General features: G+C 70.8%; 17 protein-coding genes and 1 pseudogene. 4 read left to right on the top strand and 14 right to left on the bottom strand.

The window, feature by feature from the left end:
* The first annotated feature begins 2 nt into the window (after positions 1-2).
* From zwf to pgl, 3 genes are read left to right on the top strand one after another with little or no spacing between them, the layout of a single operon-like run.
* On the top strand, positions 3-1,526 hold the full coding sequence (gene zwf / locus QOM21_RS27720) for a glucose-6-phosphate dehydrogenase (RefSeq protein WP_407553722.1): 1,524 nt from the start codon (positions 3-5) through the stop codon (positions 1,524-1,526).
* Positions 1,523-2,551 (top strand): glucose-6-phosphate dehydrogenase assembly protein OpcA, encoded by a 1,029-nt coding sequence (gene opcA / locus QOM21_RS27715; protein ID WP_407553721.1) that lies wholly within the window; start codon positions 1,523-1,525, stop codon positions 2,549-2,551. The genes zwf and opcA overlap by 4 nt, the downstream gene beginning before the upstream one ends.
* The gene (pgl, locus tag QOM21_RS27710) at positions 2,548-3,330 is read left to right on the top strand and encodes a 6-phosphogluconolactonase (protein ID WP_407553720.1); all 783 of its coding nucleotides are present in this window, start codon (positions 2,548-2,550) and stop codon (positions 3,328-3,330) included. Before opcA ends, pgl begins: the two co-directional genes overlap by 4 nt.
* Positions 3,331-3,410: 80 nt before the next feature.
* On the opposite strand, the gene pgi is transcribed toward pgl, so the two are convergent.
* The 13 genes and pseudogenes from pgi to QOM21_RS27645 form a co-directional block, all read right to left on the bottom strand.
* Positions 3,411-5,072 (bottom strand): glucose-6-phosphate isomerase, encoded by a 1,662-nt coding sequence (gene pgi / locus QOM21_RS27705; RefSeq protein ID WP_407553719.1) that lies wholly within the window; start codon positions 5,070-5,072, stop codon positions 3,411-3,413.
* 47 nt (positions 5,073-5,119) lie between these two features.
* Positions 5,120-6,381, bottom strand: a pseudogene (locus QOM21_RS27700) (MFS transporter).
* Between the two features lie 230 nt (positions 6,382-6,611).
* Complete coding sequence (locus QOM21_RS27695; RefSeq protein ID WP_078518748.1) at positions 6,612-6,947, bottom strand: RNA polymerase-binding protein RbpA; 336 nt, start codon at positions 6,945-6,947, stop codon at positions 6,612-6,614.
* A gap of 178 nt (positions 6,948-7,125) precedes the next feature.
* Positions 7,126-7,362 carry a preprotein translocase subunit SecG gene (gene secG / locus QOM21_RS27690; protein WP_407553718.1) on the bottom strand — a complete coding sequence of 79 codons (237 nt, stop codon included), beginning with the start codon at positions 7,360-7,362 and terminating at the stop codon, positions 7,126-7,128.
* 166 nt (positions 7,363-7,528) lie between these two features.
* Positions 7,529-8,284 (bottom strand): triose-phosphate isomerase, encoded by a 756-nt coding sequence (gene tpiA / locus QOM21_RS27685; protein WP_407555859.1) that lies wholly within the window; start codon positions 8,282-8,284, stop codon positions 7,529-7,531.
* Between the two features lie 38 nt (positions 8,285-8,322).
* Entirely contained in the window at positions 8,323-9,534 is a 1,212-nt protein-coding gene (locus tag QOM21_RS27680) for a phosphoglycerate kinase (protein ID WP_393895959.1), read from the bottom strand.
* Positions 9,535-9,679: 145 nt separating this feature from the next.
* Positions 9,680-10,684 (bottom strand): type I glyceraldehyde-3-phosphate dehydrogenase, encoded by a 1,005-nt coding sequence (gap, locus tag QOM21_RS27675; protein WP_393895960.1) that lies wholly within the window; start codon positions 10,682-10,684, stop codon positions 9,680-9,682.
* Between the two features lie 217 nt (positions 10,685-10,901).
* Positions 10,902-11,891 (bottom strand): DNA-binding protein WhiA, encoded by a 990-nt coding sequence (whiA, locus tag QOM21_RS27670; RefSeq protein WP_362916587.1) that lies wholly within the window; start codon positions 11,889-11,891, stop codon positions 10,902-10,904.
* Positions 11,882-12,943, bottom strand: coding sequence for a uridine diphosphate-N-acetylglucosamine-binding protein YvcK (gene yvcK, locus QOM21_RS27665; protein WP_393895961.1), 1,062 nt, complete (start codon positions 12,941-12,943; stop codon positions 11,882-11,884). The genes whiA and yvcK overlap by 10 nt, the downstream gene beginning before the upstream one ends.
* Entirely contained in the window at positions 12,940-13,941 is a 1,002-nt protein-coding gene (gene rapZ, locus QOM21_RS27660; RefSeq protein ID WP_407553717.1) for an RNase adapter RapZ, read from the bottom strand. The genes yvcK and rapZ overlap by 4 nt, the downstream gene beginning before the upstream one ends.
* A complete protein-coding gene (gene uvrC, locus QOM21_RS27655; protein ID WP_407553716.1) occupies positions 13,877-16,096 on the bottom strand; it encodes an excinuclease ABC subunit UvrC in 2,220 nt (739 codons plus the stop codon). Before uvrC ends, rapZ begins: the two co-directional genes overlap by 65 nt.
* A 299-nt stretch (positions 16,097-16,395) precedes the next feature.
* Positions 16,396-17,271, bottom strand: a complete 876-nt coding sequence (locus tag QOM21_RS27650; protein WP_407553715.1) for a hypothetical protein — start codon at positions 17,269-17,271, stop codon at positions 16,396-16,398.
* Between the two features lie 3 nt (positions 17,272-17,274).
* Positions 17,275-17,919 carry a papain-like cysteine protease family protein gene (locus QOM21_RS27645; RefSeq protein WP_407553714.1) on the bottom strand — a complete coding sequence of 215 codons (645 nt, stop codon included), beginning with the start codon at positions 17,917-17,919 and terminating at the stop codon, positions 17,275-17,277.
* A gap of 241 nt (positions 17,920-18,160) precedes the next feature.
* Between QOM21_RS27645 and QOM21_RS27640 the strand changes: the two genes are divergently transcribed.
* Entirely contained in the window at positions 18,161-19,099 is a 939-nt protein-coding gene (locus QOM21_RS27640) for a hypothetical protein (RefSeq protein ID WP_407553713.1), read from the top strand.
* Positions 19,100-19,179: 80 nt separating this feature from the next.
* Here QOM21_RS27640 and QOM21_RS27635 read toward each other — a convergent pair whose 3' ends face one another.
* Positions 19,180-19,590, bottom strand: a complete 411-nt coding sequence (locus QOM21_RS27635; protein ID WP_407553712.1) for a Rieske (2Fe-2S) protein — start codon at positions 19,588-19,590, stop codon at positions 19,180-19,182.
* Between the last annotated feature and the right edge of the window lie 105 nt (positions 19,591-19,695).

The raw sequence follows: 19,695 nt of genomic DNA, 5'->3' as shown, positions 1-19,695 counted from the left end.
AATTGACCAGCAGCAATCCGCTGCGTGACGCACAGGACCGGCGGCTCCCGCGTATCGCGGGGCCGTCCGGCCTTGTCATCTTTGGCGTCACGGGCGATTTGTCCCGTAAAAAGCTGATGCCCGCCGTCTATGACCTGGCCAACCGCGGTCTGCTCCCGCCGGGTTTCTCGCTCATCGGGTTCGCCCGCCGCGAGTGGGAGCACGAGGACTTCGCCAAGGAGGTGTACGAGGCCGTCAAGCAGCACTCCCGGACGCCCTTCCGCGAGGAGGTCTGGCAGCAGCTGGTCCAGGGCTGCCGCTTCGTCCAGGGCAACTTCGACGACGACGACGCCTTCGAAACCCTCAAGAACACCATCAACGAGCTCGACAAGGCGCAGGGCACCGGCGGCAACTTCGCCTTCTACCTCTCGGTGCCGCCGAAGTTCTTCCCCAAGGTCGTCCAGCAGCTGAAGAAGCACGGGCTGGCCGACCAGAAGGAGGGCTCCTGGCGCCGCGCGGTCATCGAGAAGCCCTTCGGCCACGACCTCAAGAGCGCTCAGGAGCTCAACCAGGTCGTCCACGAGGTCTTCCCGCCGGAAGAGGTCTTCCGGATCGACCACTACCTGGGCAAGGAGACGGTCCAGAACATCATGGCACTGCGGTTCGCCAACACGATGTTCGAGCCGCTCTGGAACCGCAGCTATGTCGACCACGTGCAGATCACGATGGCCGAGGACATCGGCATCGGCGGCCGGGCCGGCTACTACGACGGCATCGGCGCGGCACGTGACGTCATCCAGAACCACCTGCTCCAGCTGCTCGCGCTGACCGCGATGGAGGAGCCCGCCTCCTTCGAGGCGGACGCGCTGGTCGCCGAGAAGACCAAGGTGCTCGGCGCCGTCCGTATCCCCGCCGACCTCGGCAAGGAGACCGTGCGCGCGCAGTACACGGCCGGCTGGCAGGGCGGTGAGCAGGCCGTCGGTTATCTGGAGGAAGAGGGCATCGACCCCAAGTCCAAGACCGACACCTACGCCGCCATCAAGCTGCAGGTGGACAACCGCCGCTGGGCGGGCGTCCCCTTCTATCTCCGCACCGGCAAGCGCCTCGGCCGCCGCGTGACCGAGATCGCGGTGGTCTTCCAGCGCGCCCCGCACTCCCCCTTCGACCACACCGCGACGGAGGAGCTGGGGCAGAACGCCCTGGTCATCCGTGTGCAGCCGGACGAAGGCGTGACCGTCAGGTTCGGCTCCAAGGTGCCGGGAACCTCGATGGAGGTGCGGGACGTCTCGATGGACTTCGCGTACGGCGAGTCCTTCACGGAGTCCAGCCCCGAGGCGTACGAGCGGCTGATCCTCGACGTCCTGCTCGGTGACGCCAACCTCTTCCCGCGGCTGGAGGAGGTCGAGCTGTCCTGGCGCATCCTCGACCCGATCGAGGAGTACTGGGAGCGCAAGAGCAAGCCCGCGCAGTACCCGGCGGGCACCTGGGGCCCCGTCGAGGCGGACGAAATGCTCGCACGAGACGGACGGAGCTGGCGTCGCCCATGAAGATCGATCTGACGGAAACCACGGCCAGCAAGATCAACAAGGCTTTGGTCCAGGGCCGTCGCGCCGTCGGCACCCCTGCCATCGGCATGGTGCTGACCCTCGTCATCGTCACCGACGAGGAGAACGCCTACGACGCCCTGAAGGCGGCCAACGAGGCCTCGCGCGAGCACCCCTCGCGCACGCTCGTCGTCATCAAGCGGGTCAGCCGGTCGCCGCGCAACCGCTCCAAGGCCCGCCTGGACGCCGAGGTCCGGGTGGGCACGGACGCGGGCACCGGCGAGACGGTCGTGCTGCGGCTGTACGGCGAGGCCATCGACCACGCCCAGTCCGTGGTGCTGCCGCTGCTGCTGCCGGACGCGCCGGTCGTCGTCTGGTGGGCGGTGAACTCCCCGAAGAACCCCGCGAAGGACCCGCTCGGTGCGCTGGCCCAGCGCCGTGTCACCGATGCCTACGCCGCCGAGAATCCCGTGGCGGAGCTGGCCGGTCGCGCCGACACCTACACCCCCGGCGACACCGACCTGGCCTGGACCCGCATCACCCCGTGGCGTTCGATGCTCGCCGCGGCGCTCGACCAGGCCCCGTGCACGGTCACCTCGGCCGAGGTCGAGGGCGAGGAGTTCAACCCCAGCTGCGAGCTGCTCGCCATGTGGCTCGCCAGCAGGCTGGACGTCCCCGTCAAGCGCACCGCGTCGGCGGGCCCCGGCCTGACGGCCGTGCGGATGGAGAGCAGCTGCGGTCCCATCGTGCTGGACCGGCCGGACGGCTCGCTGGCCACGCTCTGCATGCAGGGCCAGCCCGACCGTGCGGTGGCCCTCAAGCGGCGGGACACCTCGGAGCTGCTCGCCGAGGAACTGCGCCGGCTCGACCCGGACGACACCTACGCCGCCGCGCTGAAGTTCGGCGTGGCACGGCTCGGGGAGCCGTCCGGCGCGCAGGCGGCGCCCGCCGAGGAGACGTCGGCGGCAGCGGCCCCGGCCAAGCCCGCGGCGAAGAAGGCACCCGCCAAGAAGGCGGCCGGCAAGTGAGTGCTCCGCAGGTCGTCGTCCACCGCGACAAGGAACTGATGGCGAAGGCCGCCGCGGCCCGGCTGATCACCAAGATCGTCGACGCGCAGTCCGCCCGGGGCTTCGCCTCGGTGGTGCTGACCGGCGGACGCAACGGCAACGGGCTGCTCGCGGCCCTGGCCGAGGCGCCCGCCCGGGACGCGGTGGACTGGTCCCGCCTGGACCTGTGGTGGGGCGACGAGCGGTTCCTGCCGGACGGCGACCCCGAGCGCAACGCCACCCAGGCCCGCGAGGCGCTGCTGGACAGCGTTCCACTGGACCCGGCCCGGGTTCATCCGATGCCGCCCTCGGGCGGAGCGTACGGCAATGACGCCGACGCCTCGGCCGAGGCGTACGCGGCCGAACTGGCCGCCGCCGCACGGCCCGAGGACCACGGCCCGGTGCCGTCCTTCGACGTCCTGCTGCTGGGCGTCGGCCCGGACACGCATGTCGCCTCGCTCTTCCCCGAGCTGCCGGCCGTGCGCGAGAGCGAGCGGACGGTGGTGGGGGTGCACGGCGCCCCCAAGCCGCCGCCCACCCGCATCTCGCTGACCCTGCCGGCGATCCGTGCGGCGCGCGAGGTCTGGCTGCTTGCGGCCGGCGAGGACAAGGCCGGTGCCGCGGCGATCGCACTCTCCGGCGCGGGCGAGGTCCAGGCTCCGGCAGCCGGTGCCCGGGGCCGCAGCCGGACGTTGTGGCTGCTGGACGAGGCGGCGGCGGCCCAACTGCCGCGCAACCTCTACCCGCCCGCCTCGGCATAGGTCCAAGAACGCCTGCGGCCCCGTCCTCCTCCGGGAGGGCGGGGCCGCTTGCGTCTGTCGAAAGCGCCGAGGCGCTCGGCTCAACGACCGCGCAGCTCGCGGTACTTGCCGACCAAGCGGGCGGTGGAGACGTCCAGACCGGGCACCGTGGCGCCGTCCGTCAGGGCCGGCTCCACCCGCTTGGCGAGGACCTTGCCCAGCTCCACGCCCCACTGGTCGAAGGAGTCGATGTTCCAGACCGCGCCCTGGACGAAGACCTTGTGCTCGTAGAGGGCGATCAGCTGGCCGAGGACGGACGGGCTGAGTTCCTTGGCCAGGATGGTCGTGCTGGGGTGGTTGCCGCGGAAGGTCTTGTGCGGCACCAGCTCCTCCGCCACGCCCTCGGCGCGCACCTCGTCGGGCGTCTTGCCGAAGGCCAGCGCCTGGCCCTGCGCGAAGAGGTTCGCCATCAGCAGGTCGTGCTGGGCGACCAGGCCCGGACGCAGATCCGCGACCGGCTCGGCGAAGCCGATGAAGTCCACCGGGATCATCTTCGTGCCCTGGTGGAGCAGCTGGTAGTAGGCGTGCTGGCCGTTCGTACCGGGCGTGCCCCACACGACGGGCCCGGTCTGCCAGTTGACGGGGTTGCCCTCACGGTCCACGGACTTGCCGTTGGACTCCATGTCCAACTGCTGGAGGTACGCGGTGAACTTGGAGAGGTAGTGGCTGTACGGCAGGACCGCGTGCGACTGGGCGTCCCAGAAGTTGCCGTACCAGATGCCGAGCAGGCCGAGCAGCAGCGGAGCGTTCTCCTCCGGCGGGGCGGAGCGGAAGTGCTCGTCGACGAGGTGGAAACCGGCCAGCATCTCGCGGAAGTGCTCCGGGCCGATCCCGAGCATCAGCGACAGGCCGATCGCGGAGTCGAAGGAGTAGCGGCCGCCGACCCAGTCCCAGAACTCGAACATGTTGGTGGTGTCGATGCCGAACTCCGCGACCTTCTCGGCGTTGGTCGACAGCGCCACGAAGTGCTTGGCCACGGCGTCGTCGCCGGCGCGCAGAGTGGACAGCAGCCAGTCACGCGCGGAGGTCGCGTTGGTGATCGTCTCGATGGTGGTGAAGGTCTTCGAGGCGATGATGAACAGCGTCTCGGCCGGGTCCAGGTCGCGCAGCGCCTCGTGCAGGTCGGCGCCGTCGACGTTGGAGACGAACCGGAATTGCAGCTCGCGGTGGCTGTAGGCGCGCAGTGCCTCGAACGCCATCGCCGGGCCAAGGTCGGAGCCGCCGATGCCGATGTTGACGACGTTCTTGATGGGCTTGCCGGTGTGGCCCTTCCAGTCGCCGGAGTGGATCCGGTCGCAGAAGACGCTCATCTTCATCAGGGCGGCGTGCACGGCGGGGACGACGTTCTCGCCGCCGGTGGTGATGACCGCCGAGCCGGGGGCGCGCAGCGCGGTGTGCAGCACGGCGCGCCGCTCGGTGATGTTGATCTTCTCGCCGCGGAACATCGCGTCCCGCAGTCCGGCCACGTCGGTCGCCGCGGCCAGCTCCTGGAGCAGCCGCAGGGTGTCATCGGTGACCAGGTGCTTGGAGTAGTCCAGGTGCAGATCGCCGACCTGGAGGGTGTACCGCTCGGCGCGGGCCGGGTCCCGGTCGAACAGCTCGCGAAGGTGTACCTCCCCCAGCTGCTCCCGGTGCTTGTTCAGCGCCGTCCACTCCGGCAGCTGGTCGAGCCTGCTGCGGCGTTCTGCGTTCATCTCCGACATCAGCCTTCTCATCTCGTACCGGCCCCGCCGTGCTCCAACCTAATTGATCAGGGCGCGGTATGAGGTGTCTGTCCGCTGTCGGCCGACTGAAGCACGGGTATCAGGGTGACGACGCCGAGGCCCAGCAGCGCGGCGGCAAGCAGCGCCGGGATGTTGGCGCCCCACGCCGTGGCGGCCGCGCCGCCGAGCAGTGCCCCCAGCGGCGTCCCGGCGATGGAGACCGTACGGAACGCGGCACTGATCCGCCCGGCATCGCGGCGGGGCTGCGCTGCTGGAGCACCGTCGTCTCCAGGACGTTCCACACCATGCTCGCGAAGCCGAACAGACCCAGGAACGCCGCCGCGGCCCACAGGGAGCGCAGCGTGCCGAAGGCCACCAGCACGGCGGTCTGCAGCAGGCCGGCCAGGAGCAGCGTGCGGACCTGGCCGCCGAGCGCGGCGGTGACCCGCGCCGCCAGCAGCCCGCCCAGCACCATCCCGACGCCGTACCCGGTCGTCACCGCGGCATAGCCGAATTCCCCCGCGCCCAGCCAACCCTTGACCACCACCACGAGGGTGGCGATCAGCGCGCCGATGCCGACGTTGCCCAACGCCACCGCCACGCAGAACGACCGCAGGACCCGGTCGCGCCACAACACCCGGATGCCGTCGGCGATTTCACGCCGGAGAGTGGACGCGGCAGGGGCCGCAGCCGGCCGCGAGGGCGCTGTCCCGCGCAGCGAGGCGACCAGGGCCGCCGCGACGAGGTAGGTGACGGCGTCGGCCGCGAAGGGCACGGCGGCGCCCAGCGCGATGAGCAGCGGCGCGACCGGCCCGCCGACGAACCGGCCCAGCACCTCCTGGCCGGTCATCAGCCGGGCGTTGGCGACGCCCAGCGCCTCCTGGGGCACCACGGCGGGCAGCAGGGCCGTGGCGGCGTTGTCGAAGAGCGTCTGGAGGGTGGTGAGGGCGAAGGCGAGGGCCGACAGCAGCGCGATGCCCGCCGCCCCGAGCGCCACGGCCAGAGCGAAGCAGGCCATCAGGAGGCCGCGCAGCACATCGACGACCCACATGGCCCGCCGCTGGTCCACCCGGTCGGCGACCGCGCCGCCCAGCAGTCCGAAGCACAGCCAGGGCAGCAGACCGCAGGCGGTGACGAGGGAGATCAGCACCGGTGAGTCGGTCAGGGAGTAGGCGAGCAGCGGCAGGGCCGCACCGCGCAGCGCGTCCCCGAAGCGGGAGACGGCCGCCGCGGTCCACAGCCGGCCGAATCCGCCGCGCCAGGCGAGCGTGACCGCACCCGCCGCGCCGCCCGCCCCCGTGCTCGCCATGCCCGCCTCCGTACCGTTTCCACCGATACACAAACGGTAACGACGACCACTGACAGCGGACCTCGGGCAGCTTCCCCATCCGCTACCTCAGATGCCGCGCCGGGTGCGGCCGACAGCCGGCGGCGGGCGGGACGCGGGCCCCACGCTCGAAGGGTGCCGCACGCGCGACCGGCCCGGCCGGAGGGTCGTCTGTCCCCTCCGGCCGGGCCGGTCCGCGCGTCTGCTGTCCGTCAGATCTCGCCGCGGAGCTTGGCGAGCGCCTCGGCCAGAATCGCCTCTCCGTCGGCGTCGCTGCGACGCTCCCGGACGTAGGCGAGGTGGGTCTTGTACGGCTCGGTGCGCGGCGGGTCCGGAGGGCTCTCCCGGTCCTTGCCTGCCGGGAAACCACAGCGCGGGCAGTCCCAGGTGTCAGGAACCTGCGCGTCACCGGCGAAGCTGGGCTGTGTCTCGTGCCCGTTGGAGCACCAGAAGGAGATGCGGGTGCGCGGCGCGGATTCACCGCGCTCGGCCTCCCCCATCGGCCCCGCCCCGACCCGACTTCCTCGGATCGCGTTGCCACTTGCCACGGTCGTAACTCCCTGCGTAATGGTGCTGCGAAGCCTCTCACAACAGCTTCACTGCGGGCTCTAACAGCAGCTGCGCTGCGGGCCCCCCAGTTTACGTAAGGCCCAACGCGCGTCCAGTGACAGGAGTTACCCGTCCGAGGACGCCGCCCTCATGATAGGCCGCGTCTCCGACGGTATGTCAGTTTCCGAGCTTCATCAGGACACCGAGAACGACAATGCACGCAAACCACAGCAGACCGATCACGATGGTGATGCGGTCGAGGTTGCGCTCGGCGACCGAGGAGCCACCGACCGAGGACTGCATACCGCCACCGAACATGTCGGACAGGCCGCCGCCCTTCCCCTTGTGCATGAGCACCAGCATCATCAGCAGCAGGCTGAAGACGATGAGGGCGACCGAGAACCCGATGACCACGGCTGGACCAACTCTCTAGGACTGACGGACGGAACAGTTGTTCCGACGCCTTCCGGCGACGGAGACCCACCACACGAGATCAAAATGGTGCGGGGCCGGGGCGGCGTGCTGGACGCCGGACCCGGCCCCGACAGGGTACGACGGGCCGGGCCCGTCGTCATAGCTGCTACTGGTCGCGGAAGCGGACGATCTTGACGAATTCGTCCGCGTCCAGCGCCGCGCCGCCGATCAGCGCGCCGTCGACGTCGGGCTGCGCCATGATCGCCGCGACGTTGCCGGACTTGACCGAGCCGCCGTACTGGATGCGGACCTTGTCGGCCAGGTCCTGGCTGTAGAGCTCGGCGAGGCGGCCGCGGATCGCACCGCAGACCTCCTGCGCGTCCTCGGGCGTGGCGACCTCGCCGGTGCCGATGGCCCACACCGGCTCGTAGGCGATCACGATGGACTCGGCCTGCTCGGCGGGGATGTCCGTCAGCGCGCCGTCGACCTGGGCCAGGGTGTGTGCGACCTGGTTGCCGGCCTTGCGGACGTCCAGGCCCTCACCGACGCACAGGATCGGCGTGAGGCCGTGCTTGTAGGCGGCCTTGACCTTGGCGTTGCAGATCTCTTCGTTCTCGCCGTGGTACTGGCGGCGCTCGCTGTGCCCGATGGTCACATAGCTGCACTTGAGCTTGGCGAGCATGCTGCCGGAGATCTCACCGGTGTAGGCACCGGAGTCGTGCGCCGAGAGGTCCTGGGCACCGTACTTGATCTTCAGCTTGTCGCCGTCCACCAGCGTCTGCACCGACCGCAGGTCGGTGAAGGGCGGCAGGACCGCGACCTCTACGGCGTCGAAGTCCTTGTCGGCGAGGGCGAAGGCGAGCTTCTGGACGTGTGCGATGGCCTCGAGGTGATTGAGGTTCATCTTCCAGTTGCCCGCCATCAGCGGGGTACGGCCCTCGTTCAGAGCAGTCACGTTCTTCAGTCCTCCAGAGCAGCGAGGCCGGGGAGCGTCTTGCCTTCGAGGTATTCGAGGCTGGCGCCACCGCCGGTCGAAATGTGGCCAAAAGCGTTCTCGTCGAAGCCCAGGGCGCGGACAGCCGCGGCCGAGTCCCCACCACCGACGACGGTGAAGGCGGGGCTGTCGAGCAGTGCCTGCGCGACCGCCGTGGTGCCGCCCGCGTAGTCGGGGTGCTCGGCGACGCCGACCGGGCCGTTCCAGAACACCGTCTCGGCGTCCGCGATCTTCGAGGCGAAGAGTTCACGGGTCTTCGGGCCGATGTCCAGGCCCTCCTTGTCGGAGGGAATCTTGTCAGCGTCGACGACAACGTACTCGGCGGGTGCCTTGGTCTTCAGGTCGGGGAACTCCGCCGCGGCCAGGACGTCGACGGGAAGAACCAGCTCGACGCCGTTCTTCTCCGCCCGCTCCAGGTACTCGGTCACGGCCGGGACCTGGTCCTCCTGCAGCAGCGAGATGCCCACCTCGTAGCCCTTGGCCTTGAGGAAGGTGTACGCCATGCCACCGCCGATCAGCAGCCGGTCGGCCTTGCCGAGCAGCTGGTCGATCACGGCGAGCTTGTCGGAGACCTTGGCGCCGCCGAGAACGACGACGTAGGGGCGCTTGACGTCCTCGGTGAGCTTCTTCAGCACGTTGACCTCGGCGGCGATCAGATCGCCGGCGGCGTGCGGAAGGCGGGCCGGGAGGTCGTAGACCGAGGCGTGCTTGCGGTGCACGGCGCCGAAACCGTCACCGACGTACAGGTCGGCGAGGGCCGCGAGCTGGTCGGCGAACGCGCCACGCTCGGCGTCGTCCTTGCTGGTCTCACCCGGGTTGAAGCGGAGGTTCTCCAGCACCGCGACCTGGCCGTCGGAGAGGCCGTCGACGACGGACTTCGCGGACTCGCCGACCGTGTCGGTGGCGAAGGCCACGTCCCTGCCGAGCAACTCGCCCAGCCGGGCAGCCGCGGGGGCGAGGGAGAAGGCCGGGTCCGGGGCACCCTTGGGGCGGCCCAGGTGGGAGGCGACGATGACCTTGGCGCCGTACTGCGCGAGCTTGGCGATCGTCGGCTGGACGGCGCGGATACGGCCGTCGTCGGTGATGGTCGTGCCGTCCAGCGGCACATTGAGGTCGGCGCGGACGAAGACCCGCTTGCCCGCGACCCCTTCTGCGGTGAGATCGTCGATCGTCTTCATGAGGAGTGACTCCGTAGCTTCAGTCAGTCATGGGTCGGGGCCCGTACGACGCTTCATCGCGTCATACGAGCCCCGTCCTCACATCTCAATGCCTTGGGGTGCCCGGTGAAGCAAGAGGGCACCTCTCAGCGCCTGCTGGTCGAGATCAGAGCTGGCCGCCGACGAAGGTGGTCAGGTCCACCAGGCGGTTGGAGTAGCCCCACTCGTTGTCGTACCAACCGACGATCTTGACGCTCTTGCCCTGGACCATGGTCAGGGAGGAGTCGAAGGTGCAGGACGCCGGCCAGTTCACGATGTCCGAGGAGACGATCGGGTCCTCGGTGTACTCCAGGACGCCCTGGAGCTGGCCCTCGGACGCCTTCTGGAAGGCGGCGTTGACCTCGTCCTTGGTGACCTCGCGCTCCAGCTCGATGACCAGGTCGGTGACCGAACCGGTGGGGACCGGCACGCGCATGGCGATGCCGTCGAGCTTGCCGGCGAGCTCCGGGATCACCAGAGCGGTGGCCTTGGCGGCACCGGTGGTGGTCGGGATGATGTTCTCGGCGGCGGCGCGGGCACGGCGCAGGTCGCTGTGCGGGAAGTCCAGGATGCGCTGGTCGTTGGTGTACGCGTGCACCGTCGTCATCAGGCCCTTGACGATGCCGAAGTTCTCCAGGAGAACCTTGGCCATCGGCGCCACACAGTTGGTGGTGCAGGAGGCGTTGGAGATGACGTTGTGCTTGGCGGCGTCGTACTTGTCCTGGTTGACGCCCATCACGATCGTGATGTCCTCGTCCTTGGCGGGCGCGGAGATCAGGACCTTCTTGGCGCCGGCCGCGATGTGCTTGGCGGCGTCGGCCTTCTTCGTGAAGATGCCGGTCGACTCGATGACGATGTCGGCGCCGAGCTCACCCCAGGGGAGGTTCGCCGGGTCGCGCTCGGCCATCGTCTTGAAGGTCTGGTTGCCGACCGTGATGGTGTCGTCGGTGTGGCTGACGTCCTGCTTGAGGCGACCCAGGATGGTGTCGTACTTGAGCAGGTGGACCAGGGTGGCGTTGTCGGTCAGGTCGTTGACACCGACGATCTCGATGTCCGCACCCTGCTCCAGGAGCGCGCGGAAGTAGTTACGACCAATGCGGCCGAATCCGTTGATGCCTACGCGGATCGTCACGAACCGATCTCCTCGTTGGTACGCCGGCTCAGATACCGGCGAGCTGTATGGGATGTCCCCGACCGCCTCCGACCCTACCCCCAATACGAGACGTACGTGACATTGACAGGGACGGCTCGCGCTCCCTCATGAACCGCTCCCGGCCAACACCCCCCGCACCCCCGGAATCTCCTGGGAAACCGGGGGCGAGCGGGACTGCGGACGCGCCTGCGGGCGGTCAGCCGACCATGCCCTCGGCCAGCTCCTCGGAGAGGTTGGACTCGGTTCCGGGGATGCCGAGATCCTGCGCACGCTTGTCGGCCATCGCCAGCAGCCGGCGGATCCGGCCGGCGACCGCGTCCTTGGTCAGCGGCGGGTCGGCGAGGGCGCCCAGCTCCTCCAGGGACGCCTGCTTGTGCTCCATGCGCAGCCGGCCGGCCGCCGCGAGGTGCTCGGGGACCTCCTCGCCGAGGATCTCCAGGGCGCGCTGGACCCGGGCGCCGGCGGCGACCGCGGCGCGTGCCGAGCGGCGGAGGTTGGCGTCGTCGAAGTTGGCGAGGCGGTTGGCGGTGGCGCGGACCTCGCGGCGCATCCGCCGCTCCTCCCACGCGAGCACCGACTCATGGGCGCCGAGGCGGGTCAGCAGCGCGCCGATGGCGTCGCCGTCGCGGACGACGACGCGGTCCACACCGCGCACCTCGCGTGCCTTGGCGCCGATACCGAGCCTGCGGGCCGCGCCGACCAGCGCGAGCGCCGCCTCGGGGCCGGGGCAGGTGACCTCCAGGGAGGAGGAGCGGCCGGGCTCGGTGAGCGAGCCGTGCGCCAGGAAGGCGCCGCGCCAGGCCGCCTCGGCGTCGCAGGTCGCTCCCGAGACCACCTGTGGCGGCAGGCCGCGGATGGGACGGCCGCGGCCGTCCACCAGTCCCGTCTGCCGGGCGAGCTGATCGCCGCCGGCCACCACGCGGACGACGTAGCGGCTGCCGCGCCGCAGGCCGCCGGGGGCCATCACCACCAGGTCGGAGGAGTGTCCGAAGATCTCCAGGATGTCCTTGCGGAGCCGCCGGGCCGCGATGCCCGTGTCCAGCTCCGCCTCGATCACAATGCGTCCGCTGACCAGGTGCAGACCACCCGCGAACCGCAGGATCGACGAGACCTCCGACTTCCGGCAGCAGGTCCGGGTGACGGGGAGCCGGGAGATTTCATCCTTCACCGCAGCCGTCATCGCCATGGGCCGATCCTTCCATGCATCCGAAAAATACGGTCGTACGCGGCTGCCAGCAGCTCCGGGTCGTGCCGGTCGGGGGCTCCCCCGGCCGTCGACCGGGCGTCGTCTCCTTGTGCGGCGACCGCCGCCAGCTCGACCTCGCTGCCGACGAGCTGCTTGGCGGCAACCGTCAGACCTTCGATGTCGGGCACGGCGGCCTTGTCGGCCAGCACCACGTCGAAGGCGAGTTTAGGGGCGTGTCGGGCCAAAACCTCCAAATGACGCTGCGGTGAGAAGCCATCGGTTTCGCCCGGTTGGGGCGCAAGGTTGAGCGAAAGGACCTTTCGGGCCTTCGTCTCCTCCAGTGCCTCGCGCAATTCCGGCACCAGCAGATGGGGGATCACGGACGAGAACCACGAGCCGGGACCGAGCACCACCCAGTCCGCGTCGCGCACCGCGGCGACCGCCTCGGGCACGGCCGGCGGGTCCTCGGGCACCACATGAACCGACCGCACCTCACCGTGGGTGAGCGCGACGGTGGCCTGGCCGCGGACCGTGCTGATCTCGTCCGGGCGATCCCGGTGATGGCCCTTGACCTCGGCCTGGAGTTCAAGCGGCACCGCAGACATGGGCAGCACCCGGCCGTGCGCGCCGAGCAGCTTGCCGACCAGGTCCAGCGCCTGGACGTGGTCGCCGAGCTGCTCCCACAGGGCGACGATCAGGAGGTTGCCGACGGCGTGGTCGTGGAGTTCGCCCTCGCTCTTGAAGCGGTGCTGGATCACCCGCGACCAGGTCTGGCCCCAGTCGTCGTCCCCGCACAGGGCGGCCAGGGCCTTGCGCAGGTCGCCGGGTGGCAGCACGCCCAGCTCGTCGCGGAGCCGTCCGCTGGAGCCGCCGTCGTCGGCGACGGTGACCACGGCGGTCAGGTCGCCGGTGATGCGGCGCAGCGCCGTGAGCGAGGCGGACAGGCCCATGCCGCCGCCGAGCGCCACCACCTTGGGTGTGGCGCCCTTGGTCATGCGGCCACTGGGGACCAGCCTGCGGACCCGGTGCAGCCGCAGCGCACGGCCGGTCACTCGCGCCCCATGTCCCGGTGGACGATGACGGTTTCGACCCCTTCGGAGACGAGCCGGCGCCCGAGCTTCTCGGACATCGCGACGCTGCGGTGCTTGCCGCCCGTACAGCCCACGGCGATGGTCACATAGCGCTTGCCCTCGCGGCGGTAGCCCTCGGCGACCAGGCGCAGCAGCTCGGCGTAGCCGTCGAGGAACTCCTTGGAGCCGGGCTGGCTGAAGACGTAGTTGGAGACCTCTTCGTTGAGGCCGGTGAACGGCCGCAGCTCGGGGACCCAGTGCGGGTTGGGGATGAACCGGCAGTCGATGACCATGTCGGCGTCGACCGGCAGGCCGTACTTGAAGCCGAAGGACATGACCGTGGCGCGCAGCTCGGGGACCTCTTCGCCGGCGAACTGGGCGTCCATCTTGGCGCGCAGTTCGTGGACGTTGAGGCTGGAGGTGTCGATGACCAGGTCGGAGTCGCCGCGCAGCTCGCGCAGCAGATCGCGCTCGGCGACGATGCCGTCGACGATGCGGCCGTCACCCTGGAGGGGGTGCGGGCGGCGCACCGACTCGAAGCGGCGCACCAGTGCCTCGTCGGAGGACTCCAGGAACACCACGCGGCGCCGGACGTTCTGGCCGTCGAGGGTGGCCAGGGATTCCTTGAGGTTGTCGAAGAAGCGACGGCCTCGGACATCGACGACGACGGCGATCCGCGCGACGTTGCCCTGGGAGCGGGCCCCCAGCTCGACCATGGGCGGGATCAGCTCGGGCGGGATGTTGTCGACGACGAACCAGCCGAGGTCCTCCAGGCACTTCGCCGCGGTGCTGCGGCCGGCCCCCGACATGCCGGAGATGATCACCAGCTCGGGGATCGCGGCGCTCTCACCCTGGTCGGACTCGCGCATCGTGCCCGTACTCACCTGTGCACCGTCTCTCTCGGTTTCCTGCGTTTCACGCGGTGTGCTCATCGTTCCTGCCCCCGTTCCGGGACAACGCGGCCGGTGCGGCCCCGTCATCCTCAATGATCTCTCCTGTGGCGGTGTTCACCGCGGGCGCGGCCGGTGTCGCCCCGGCCAGCGCCGCGGCGACCGTCTCCGCGGTCTTGCGGCCGACCCCGGGGACCTGGCAGATCTCGTCGATCGTGGCGGCCCGCAGTTTCTTCACCGAGCCGAAGTGCTTCAGCAGTGCCTGACGGCGGCTGTCACCGAGCCCGGCGACGGCGTCGAGCGGTGAGGCCTTGAGCCGCTTGCCGCGCTTGCTGCGCTGGTAGCTGATGGCGAAGCGGTGGGCTTCGTCACGGACGCGCTGGAGGAGGTAGAGGCCCTCGCTGCTGCGCGGCAGCACCACCGGGTCGTCGTCCTCGGGCAGCCAGACCTCTTCGAGGCGCTTGGCGAGGCCGCAGACGGCGACGTCGTCGATGCCGAGTTCGTCCAGGGCCCGGCGGGCCGCCGCGACCTGCGGGGCGCCGCCGTCGACGACGACGAGCTGGGGCGGATAGGCGAACCGCTTGGGGCGCCCGTCCTCGTCGGTGGCGCGGCCGCCCATGGGGTCGGGCTCCAGTTCCGCCGCGTTCACCACTGCGGAGCCGGCGGAGCCTCCTACGGAGCCTTCGCCCGCGGTGGCCCGGTCGGTGTGGACCTCGGTGGCGCCAGGGGGCGTTTCGCCGGCCACCGCCGCACCGTTGCGGGCGGGCGTGCCGCCGCCGACCGTCACCCCTTCGTCCTCCGCGTGGGCGTCCGCGGCCGGCTCCTCGGTCCATTCGCCGGACTTCTGCTTCTCCTGCAGATAGCGCTTGAAGCGCCGGCCGATGACCTCGTGCATGGACCGGACATCGTCCTGGCCCTCGAAGCCCTTGATCTGGAAGCGGCGGTATTCGCTCTTGCGGGCGAGGCCGTCCTCGAAGACCACCATGGAGGCGACGACGTCGTCGCCCTGGAGATGCGAGATGTCGAAGCACTCGATGCGCAGCGGCACCGAATCCAGGCCGAGGGCCTCGGAGATCTCTTCCAGCGCGCGGGAGCGGGTGGTCAGATCGGAGGCCCGCTTGGTCTTGTGCAGCGCGAGGGCCTGCTGGGCGTTGCGCTGGACCGTGGCCATCAGGTCCTTCTTGTCGCCGCGCTGGGGGATGCGCAGCGAGACCTGCGCGCCGCGGCGCTCGGAGAGCCACTGCTGGATCGGCTCGACCGGCTCGGGAAGCGCGGGGACCAGCACCTCCTTGGGGACGGCGTCCCCCTGCTCCTCGCCGTAGAGCTGCTGGAGGGCGTGTTCGACGAGGTCGGCGGTGGCGACCGCCTCCACCTTGTCGGTGACCCAGCCCCGCTGACCGCGCACCCGGCCGCCGCGGACGTGGAAGATCTGCACGGCGGCTTCGAGTTCGTCCTCGGCGAGGGCGATGAGATCGGCGTCGGTGGCGTCGGCGAGCACCACGGCGCTCTTCTCCATCGCCCGCCTGAGCGCCACTATGTCGTCGCGCAGCCGGGCGGCGTTCTCGTACTCCATCTCCTCGGCGGCGTCCTGCATCTTCCGCTCCAGGCGGCGGATGTACGCACCGGTGCGGCCGGCCATGAAGTCGCAGAACTCCTCGGCGAGTTCGCGGTGCTCCTGGGCCGAGATGCGCGCCACGCACGGGGCGGAGCACTTGCCGATGTAGCCGAGCAGGCAGGGGCGGCCGATCTGGGCGGAGCGCTTGAAGACCCCGGCGGAGCAGGTGCGCACGGGGAAGACGCGCAGCATCAGGTCGACGGTCTCGCGGATGGCCCAGGCGTGGGCGTACGGACCGAAGTAGCGGACGCCCTTCTTCTTGGCGCCGCGCATGACCTGGACGCGGGGGAATTCCTCGTTGAGCGTCACCGCGAGATACGGATAGCTCTTGTCGTCGCGGTACTTGACGTTGAAGCGGGGGTCGAACTCCTTGATCCAGCTGTATTCCAGCTGGAGCGCCTCGACCTCGGTGGAGACCACGGTCCATTCGACGGAGGCGGCGGTGGTGACCATCGTGCGGGTGCGCGGGTGGAGCCCGGCCAGGTCCTGGAAGTAGTTGGCCAGGCGCTGGCGCAGGCTCTTGGCCTTGCCGACGTAGATGACGCGGCCATGGTCGTCGCGGAACTTATAGACCCCCGGCGAGTCGGGGATCTGTCCCGGCTTGGGTCGGTAGCTACTGGGGTCTGCCATGACCACCACCCTACTGACCGCCACCGACATTCACGGGCCGCGCGGCCTCCCGGGTGGTGGCCGGCCGGCCACGCCGAGTCGGTCCCCGGGCGCGGCCGGCGGGCGGTGCGCTGCCGCTCCGCCGTCGCCGTGCGCCGGTCGCGGGGCGGGCCCGCGGCCGCTCGCGGAAATGGACCGCAGGGACCGCGGTCCGCCGTCGTGGGCGGACCGGGGCCCCTGCGCGTTCATACGGTGCCCGGCCGCGCCGACCGCCTGTGGGGAGGTGGCGGATCAGCGGCGGGCGCGGGCCGGGCGGATACTCACCGCGCGCGCCTCCTGCGCAGCGCCGCGGCGCCGGAGAGACCGAGCGCGAGCAGGGCCGCGACCCCGGCCACGGTCGAGGCGGCGGTCACCGGTATGTCGTCGCTCGCCGGCACGGCGGCGGCCTCGGCCTGCTGCTTGCGGGCGCTCTCCTTGGCGGCGCCCGCGGTGCCTTCGGACGGCGGACCGTAGCCGCCGGCCTCACCCCGCTTGTCGTAGGCGGAGCCGGGCAGCTTGTCGCCGTACGCCTCCGCCACTCGCTTCCGGTAGGCCGCCACGCTGGTGCCGTGGGCTCCCACGGCCTGCCGCGCCTGCGCGTCAAGCGGCTCCACGCGGTCGCCGCGCTGCACGTACCAGGCATCGATCTGCGGCTCGTGGAAGACCGTGCCGGCGCCGCCCTTCGCGGCCCCGGCGCGGGTGTAGCGGGTCTCGTCGTCGCCGCTGGCGATGTTGACGACCTGCCAGCCCCCGTCCCGGCGCACGGTCCACACCGAGGCCTTCTCGCCGTCCGCCGCCACGGCCTTGCTGGCGAGGAACTCCAGCCGGGCGACGGGGGCATCGGCCTTGCCGCGGACGAAGTCGGGCGACAGGACGTACACGGGGACCGCCGCGCCCTCGATGCGCGGGGCGGTCGCTGTCCGGGGAGCGGTTGCGCCGGCGCCGCCGCGGGCCTCGTCACGGGCGAAGAACCGGGCGAGGGTGGCCAGGGTGGCGGGCGCGGCGGCCGCCTCGTGCGCGGCGGTGAGGCTGGTACGGGCGGGGGCCTTCGGCGGCGCGGGGCTGTCGGCGGCCAGCGCGACGTGCGGGGCGAGGCCGATCAGGACGGTGGCGAGCGTTCCGGTGGCGGCGGCGCGTACGGCGGTGTGCTTCCTCACGGCTCAGGCTCCTATCCGGTAGAGGGAGTGCGTCCAGGAGAAGGAGCTGCCGTTCACGTAGTAGTCGAAATCGCCCCAGTTGTACCTGCTGTTGGAGCCCCAGGGATCGCCCCAGTAGACCCAGTTGCGGTCCGTGTCGAAGCCGTAGATCACATGCATGTGGCCGCCGCCGGAGGACCACTGGATGCGGGTCTCGATGGGCCGGTTGGCGTTGATCTCGCTCTGCACCGTGCTGTAGCGCAGATATCCGGTGACGTACGAGCCGGAGTTGATGCCCATCCAGTCGAAGGCGTTCTGCACGTTGCCGAGGGTGGCCTGGTTGTTGGGGCAGGAGGTGCCCTGCTGGCGATTGAACGCCGCGTTGCAGAACTGGTTCTGGCTGTAGTTCTTGCCGTACCAGGCCGCGATGGTGTTGCCGGAGCCGGCCCAGCACCAGTTGCTCTGCTCCTGGGCCTGCATGGAGATGTCGAGGCGGTTGGCGGCGAGCGACGTGGCGGGGGCTGCCGCACCGGCCGTCGTGTCGGCGTGCGCCGGGGGCGCGGCTGCCGAGGCGGTGGCGCCGGGGAGCGTGGTCAGTGCCGCGACGGTGAGCGCCGCGGCCGACAGCCATCTGCGGCGCGAACGGCGTGCGAGGGGTGCACGGGTCATGGCGTTCCTCCCGTGAGGGGGGTGAAGGGGGTGAGAGGAGCGCATCCGGATGCTGCTGAGGAGCATCGGGTGTTGTCGCGGGGAGGTCAACACGCTTCAATGCGGGGTGACATGGGGGTGTGGACGGACGGGCCCGGATGTGAACGGCCGGCGGCGCGCGTCCTGCAGTGACCAGGCAGGACAGGCGCGCGGAGTGCGTCCCGGTTGTGAACGTTCACCCGCGCGCCGGAGGATTGAGGCAATGGCACAGAAGACCCCCGAGTCGGCCGAGCTGGAACAGCTTCTGCGCACCGGGCCGTTCCACCTCGCCTTGCGCAGTGCGCTCACGGTGCGCGGCCTCGCCCTGACCCGCGTCCAGCACAAGCTCGCACAGCGCGGCATCAAGGTCGGGGTGACGAGCCTGAGCTACTGGCAGCAAGGCGCCCGGCGCCCGCAGCGCCCCGAGTCGCTGCGCGCGGTCCGCGCCCTGGAGGAGGTGCTCGGCCTGCCCGCGCAGTCCCTGCACCGGCTGCTGGAGCCCGAGGGCGGGCCCCGCCCGGAGGCCGAACGCCCGGTCGGCCGCTCGTACCGCTCGCTGGTGGCGCCCGCCGACGCGCTGCGGCAGCTGTTCACCGAGCTGGAAACGCCCGCGGACGGTGGACTGCACACCGTGGGGCATCACGAGCGGGTACGGATCGGGCCGGCACGCGAGCTGAGCGAACGCGAATCACTGCAGGTGGTCCGCGCCCACCGGGACGGAGTGGACCGCTACATCGCCATCCACCGCGGGGACGCCGGCTGCGATCCGTCCCGGGTCACGGTGCGCGCCGTGGAGAACTGCCGGCTGGGCCGGGTGCGCGGGGACGCCGACACCGGTGTGGTGGTCGCCGAGCTGCTCTTCGACGCGCGGCTGCGGGCCGGCGACACCCACGTCCTCGGCTATGTCTTCGAGGACGGCAGTGGCGGCCCGAGCGCCGAGTACATCCGCGGGTTCAGCTTCGCCGGCGGCCAGTACGTCCTGCAGGTGCACTTCGACGAGGCGGCCCTGCCGGTACGCTGCCGCCGCTTCGCCCAGGCGTCGGCCGGCGCGCCGCGCACCGGCAGGCAGGAACTGACGCTCAACGGCCGGCACCGCGCGGTCCATCTCGTGGAACAGGGCGTGCGGCCCGGGATACTGGGGATCGGCTGGGACTGGGGCTGACGGGCCCTGGTGAACGGGGTCGACAGGACCGACGGGCCGGGGCGATCCACCGGCGTCCGGCTCGCCCGTCCCGCGCGGCCTCAGCCCGCGATCAGCTTCCCGCCCTCGGCCTTCACGGGGACCTCGGGCAGCGGCCGGGTCGCCGGGCCCTCGATGACCTTGCCGGTGGTGACGTCGAAGCGGCTTCCGTGGCAGACGCAGTTGCCTTCGGTCCTGTCGACGTCGGCGAGGATGCAGCCCGCGTGGGTGCACTTGGCGCTGAAGCACTTGAAGTCGCCCTTGGCGGGCTGCGATACCACCAGCCGGTCCTCGCGGTAGAGCTTGGCTCCGCCGACCGGAACGTCGGTGGCGGCACCCAGATCGACCGGTGCGGTGGGCACGGCCGGGGCCTCCTCCTCCGATCCGCCCGAGCAGGCCGCCACCCCGAAACCGGCGGCGCCGGCGAGGGCCGCTCCCCGCAGTACGGTTCGACGGGCGGGGGGACGGCGCATGGCTGCTCCAGGGGTCCGAAGGTGTCGGCCCCCGACGATACCGATACGGGTCATTCCGCTTCCAGCGGCCCGAATGCCCTCGTGGGTTGCACGGCCTTCCTACGG

It is taken from the genome of Streptomyces sp. Pv4-95, from assembly GCF_045782725.1.
Lineage (GTDB): Bacteria > Actinomycetota > Actinomycetes > Streptomycetales > Streptomycetaceae > Streptomyces.
Note: the sequence above shows the minus strand (reverse complement) of the source record. Positions and strands in the feature narration are given on the sequence as shown.

Excerpts from the sequence above, each read along its gene's own strand:
- rapZ (WP_407553717.1), bottom strand. The coding sequence starts at position 13,941 with ATGACGGGGCCGCACCGGCCGCGTTGTCCCGGAACGGGGGCAGGAACG.
- tpiA (WP_407555859.1), bottom strand. The coding sequence starts at position 8,284 with ATGGCGGGCAACTGGAAGATGAACCTCAATCACCTCGAGGCCATCGCA.
- uvrC (WP_407553716.1), bottom strand. The coding sequence starts at position 16,096 with ATGGCAGACCCCAGTAGCTACCGACCCAAGCCGGGACAGATCCCCGAC.
- QOM21_RS27635 (WP_407553712.1), bottom strand. The coding sequence starts at position 19,590 with ATGCGCCGTCCCCCCGCCCGTCGAACCGTACTGCGGGGAGCGGCCCTC.
- QOM21_RS27680 (WP_393895959.1), bottom strand. The coding sequence starts at position 9,534 with ATGAAGACGATCGACGATCTCACCGCAGAAGGGGTCGCGGGCAAGCGG.
- opcA (WP_407553721.1), top strand. The coding sequence starts at position 1,523 with ATGAAGATCGATCTGACGGAAACCACGGCCAGCAAGATCAACAAGGCT.
- whiA (WP_362916587.1), bottom strand. The coding sequence starts at position 11,891 with ATGGCGATGACGGCTGCGGTGAAGGATGAAATCTCCCGGCTCCCCGTC.
- QOM21_RS27640 (WP_407553713.1), top strand. The coding sequence starts at position 18,161 with ATGGCACAGAAGACCCCCGAGTCGGCCGAGCTGGAACAGCTTCTGCGC.
- pgi (WP_407553719.1), bottom strand. The coding sequence starts at position 5,072 with ATGTCGGAGATGAACGCAGAACGCCGCAGCAGGCTCGACCAGCTGCCG.
- QOM21_RS27645 (WP_407553714.1), bottom strand. The coding sequence starts at position 17,919 with ATGACCCGTGCACCCCTCGCACGCCGTTCGCGCCGCAGATGGCTGTCG.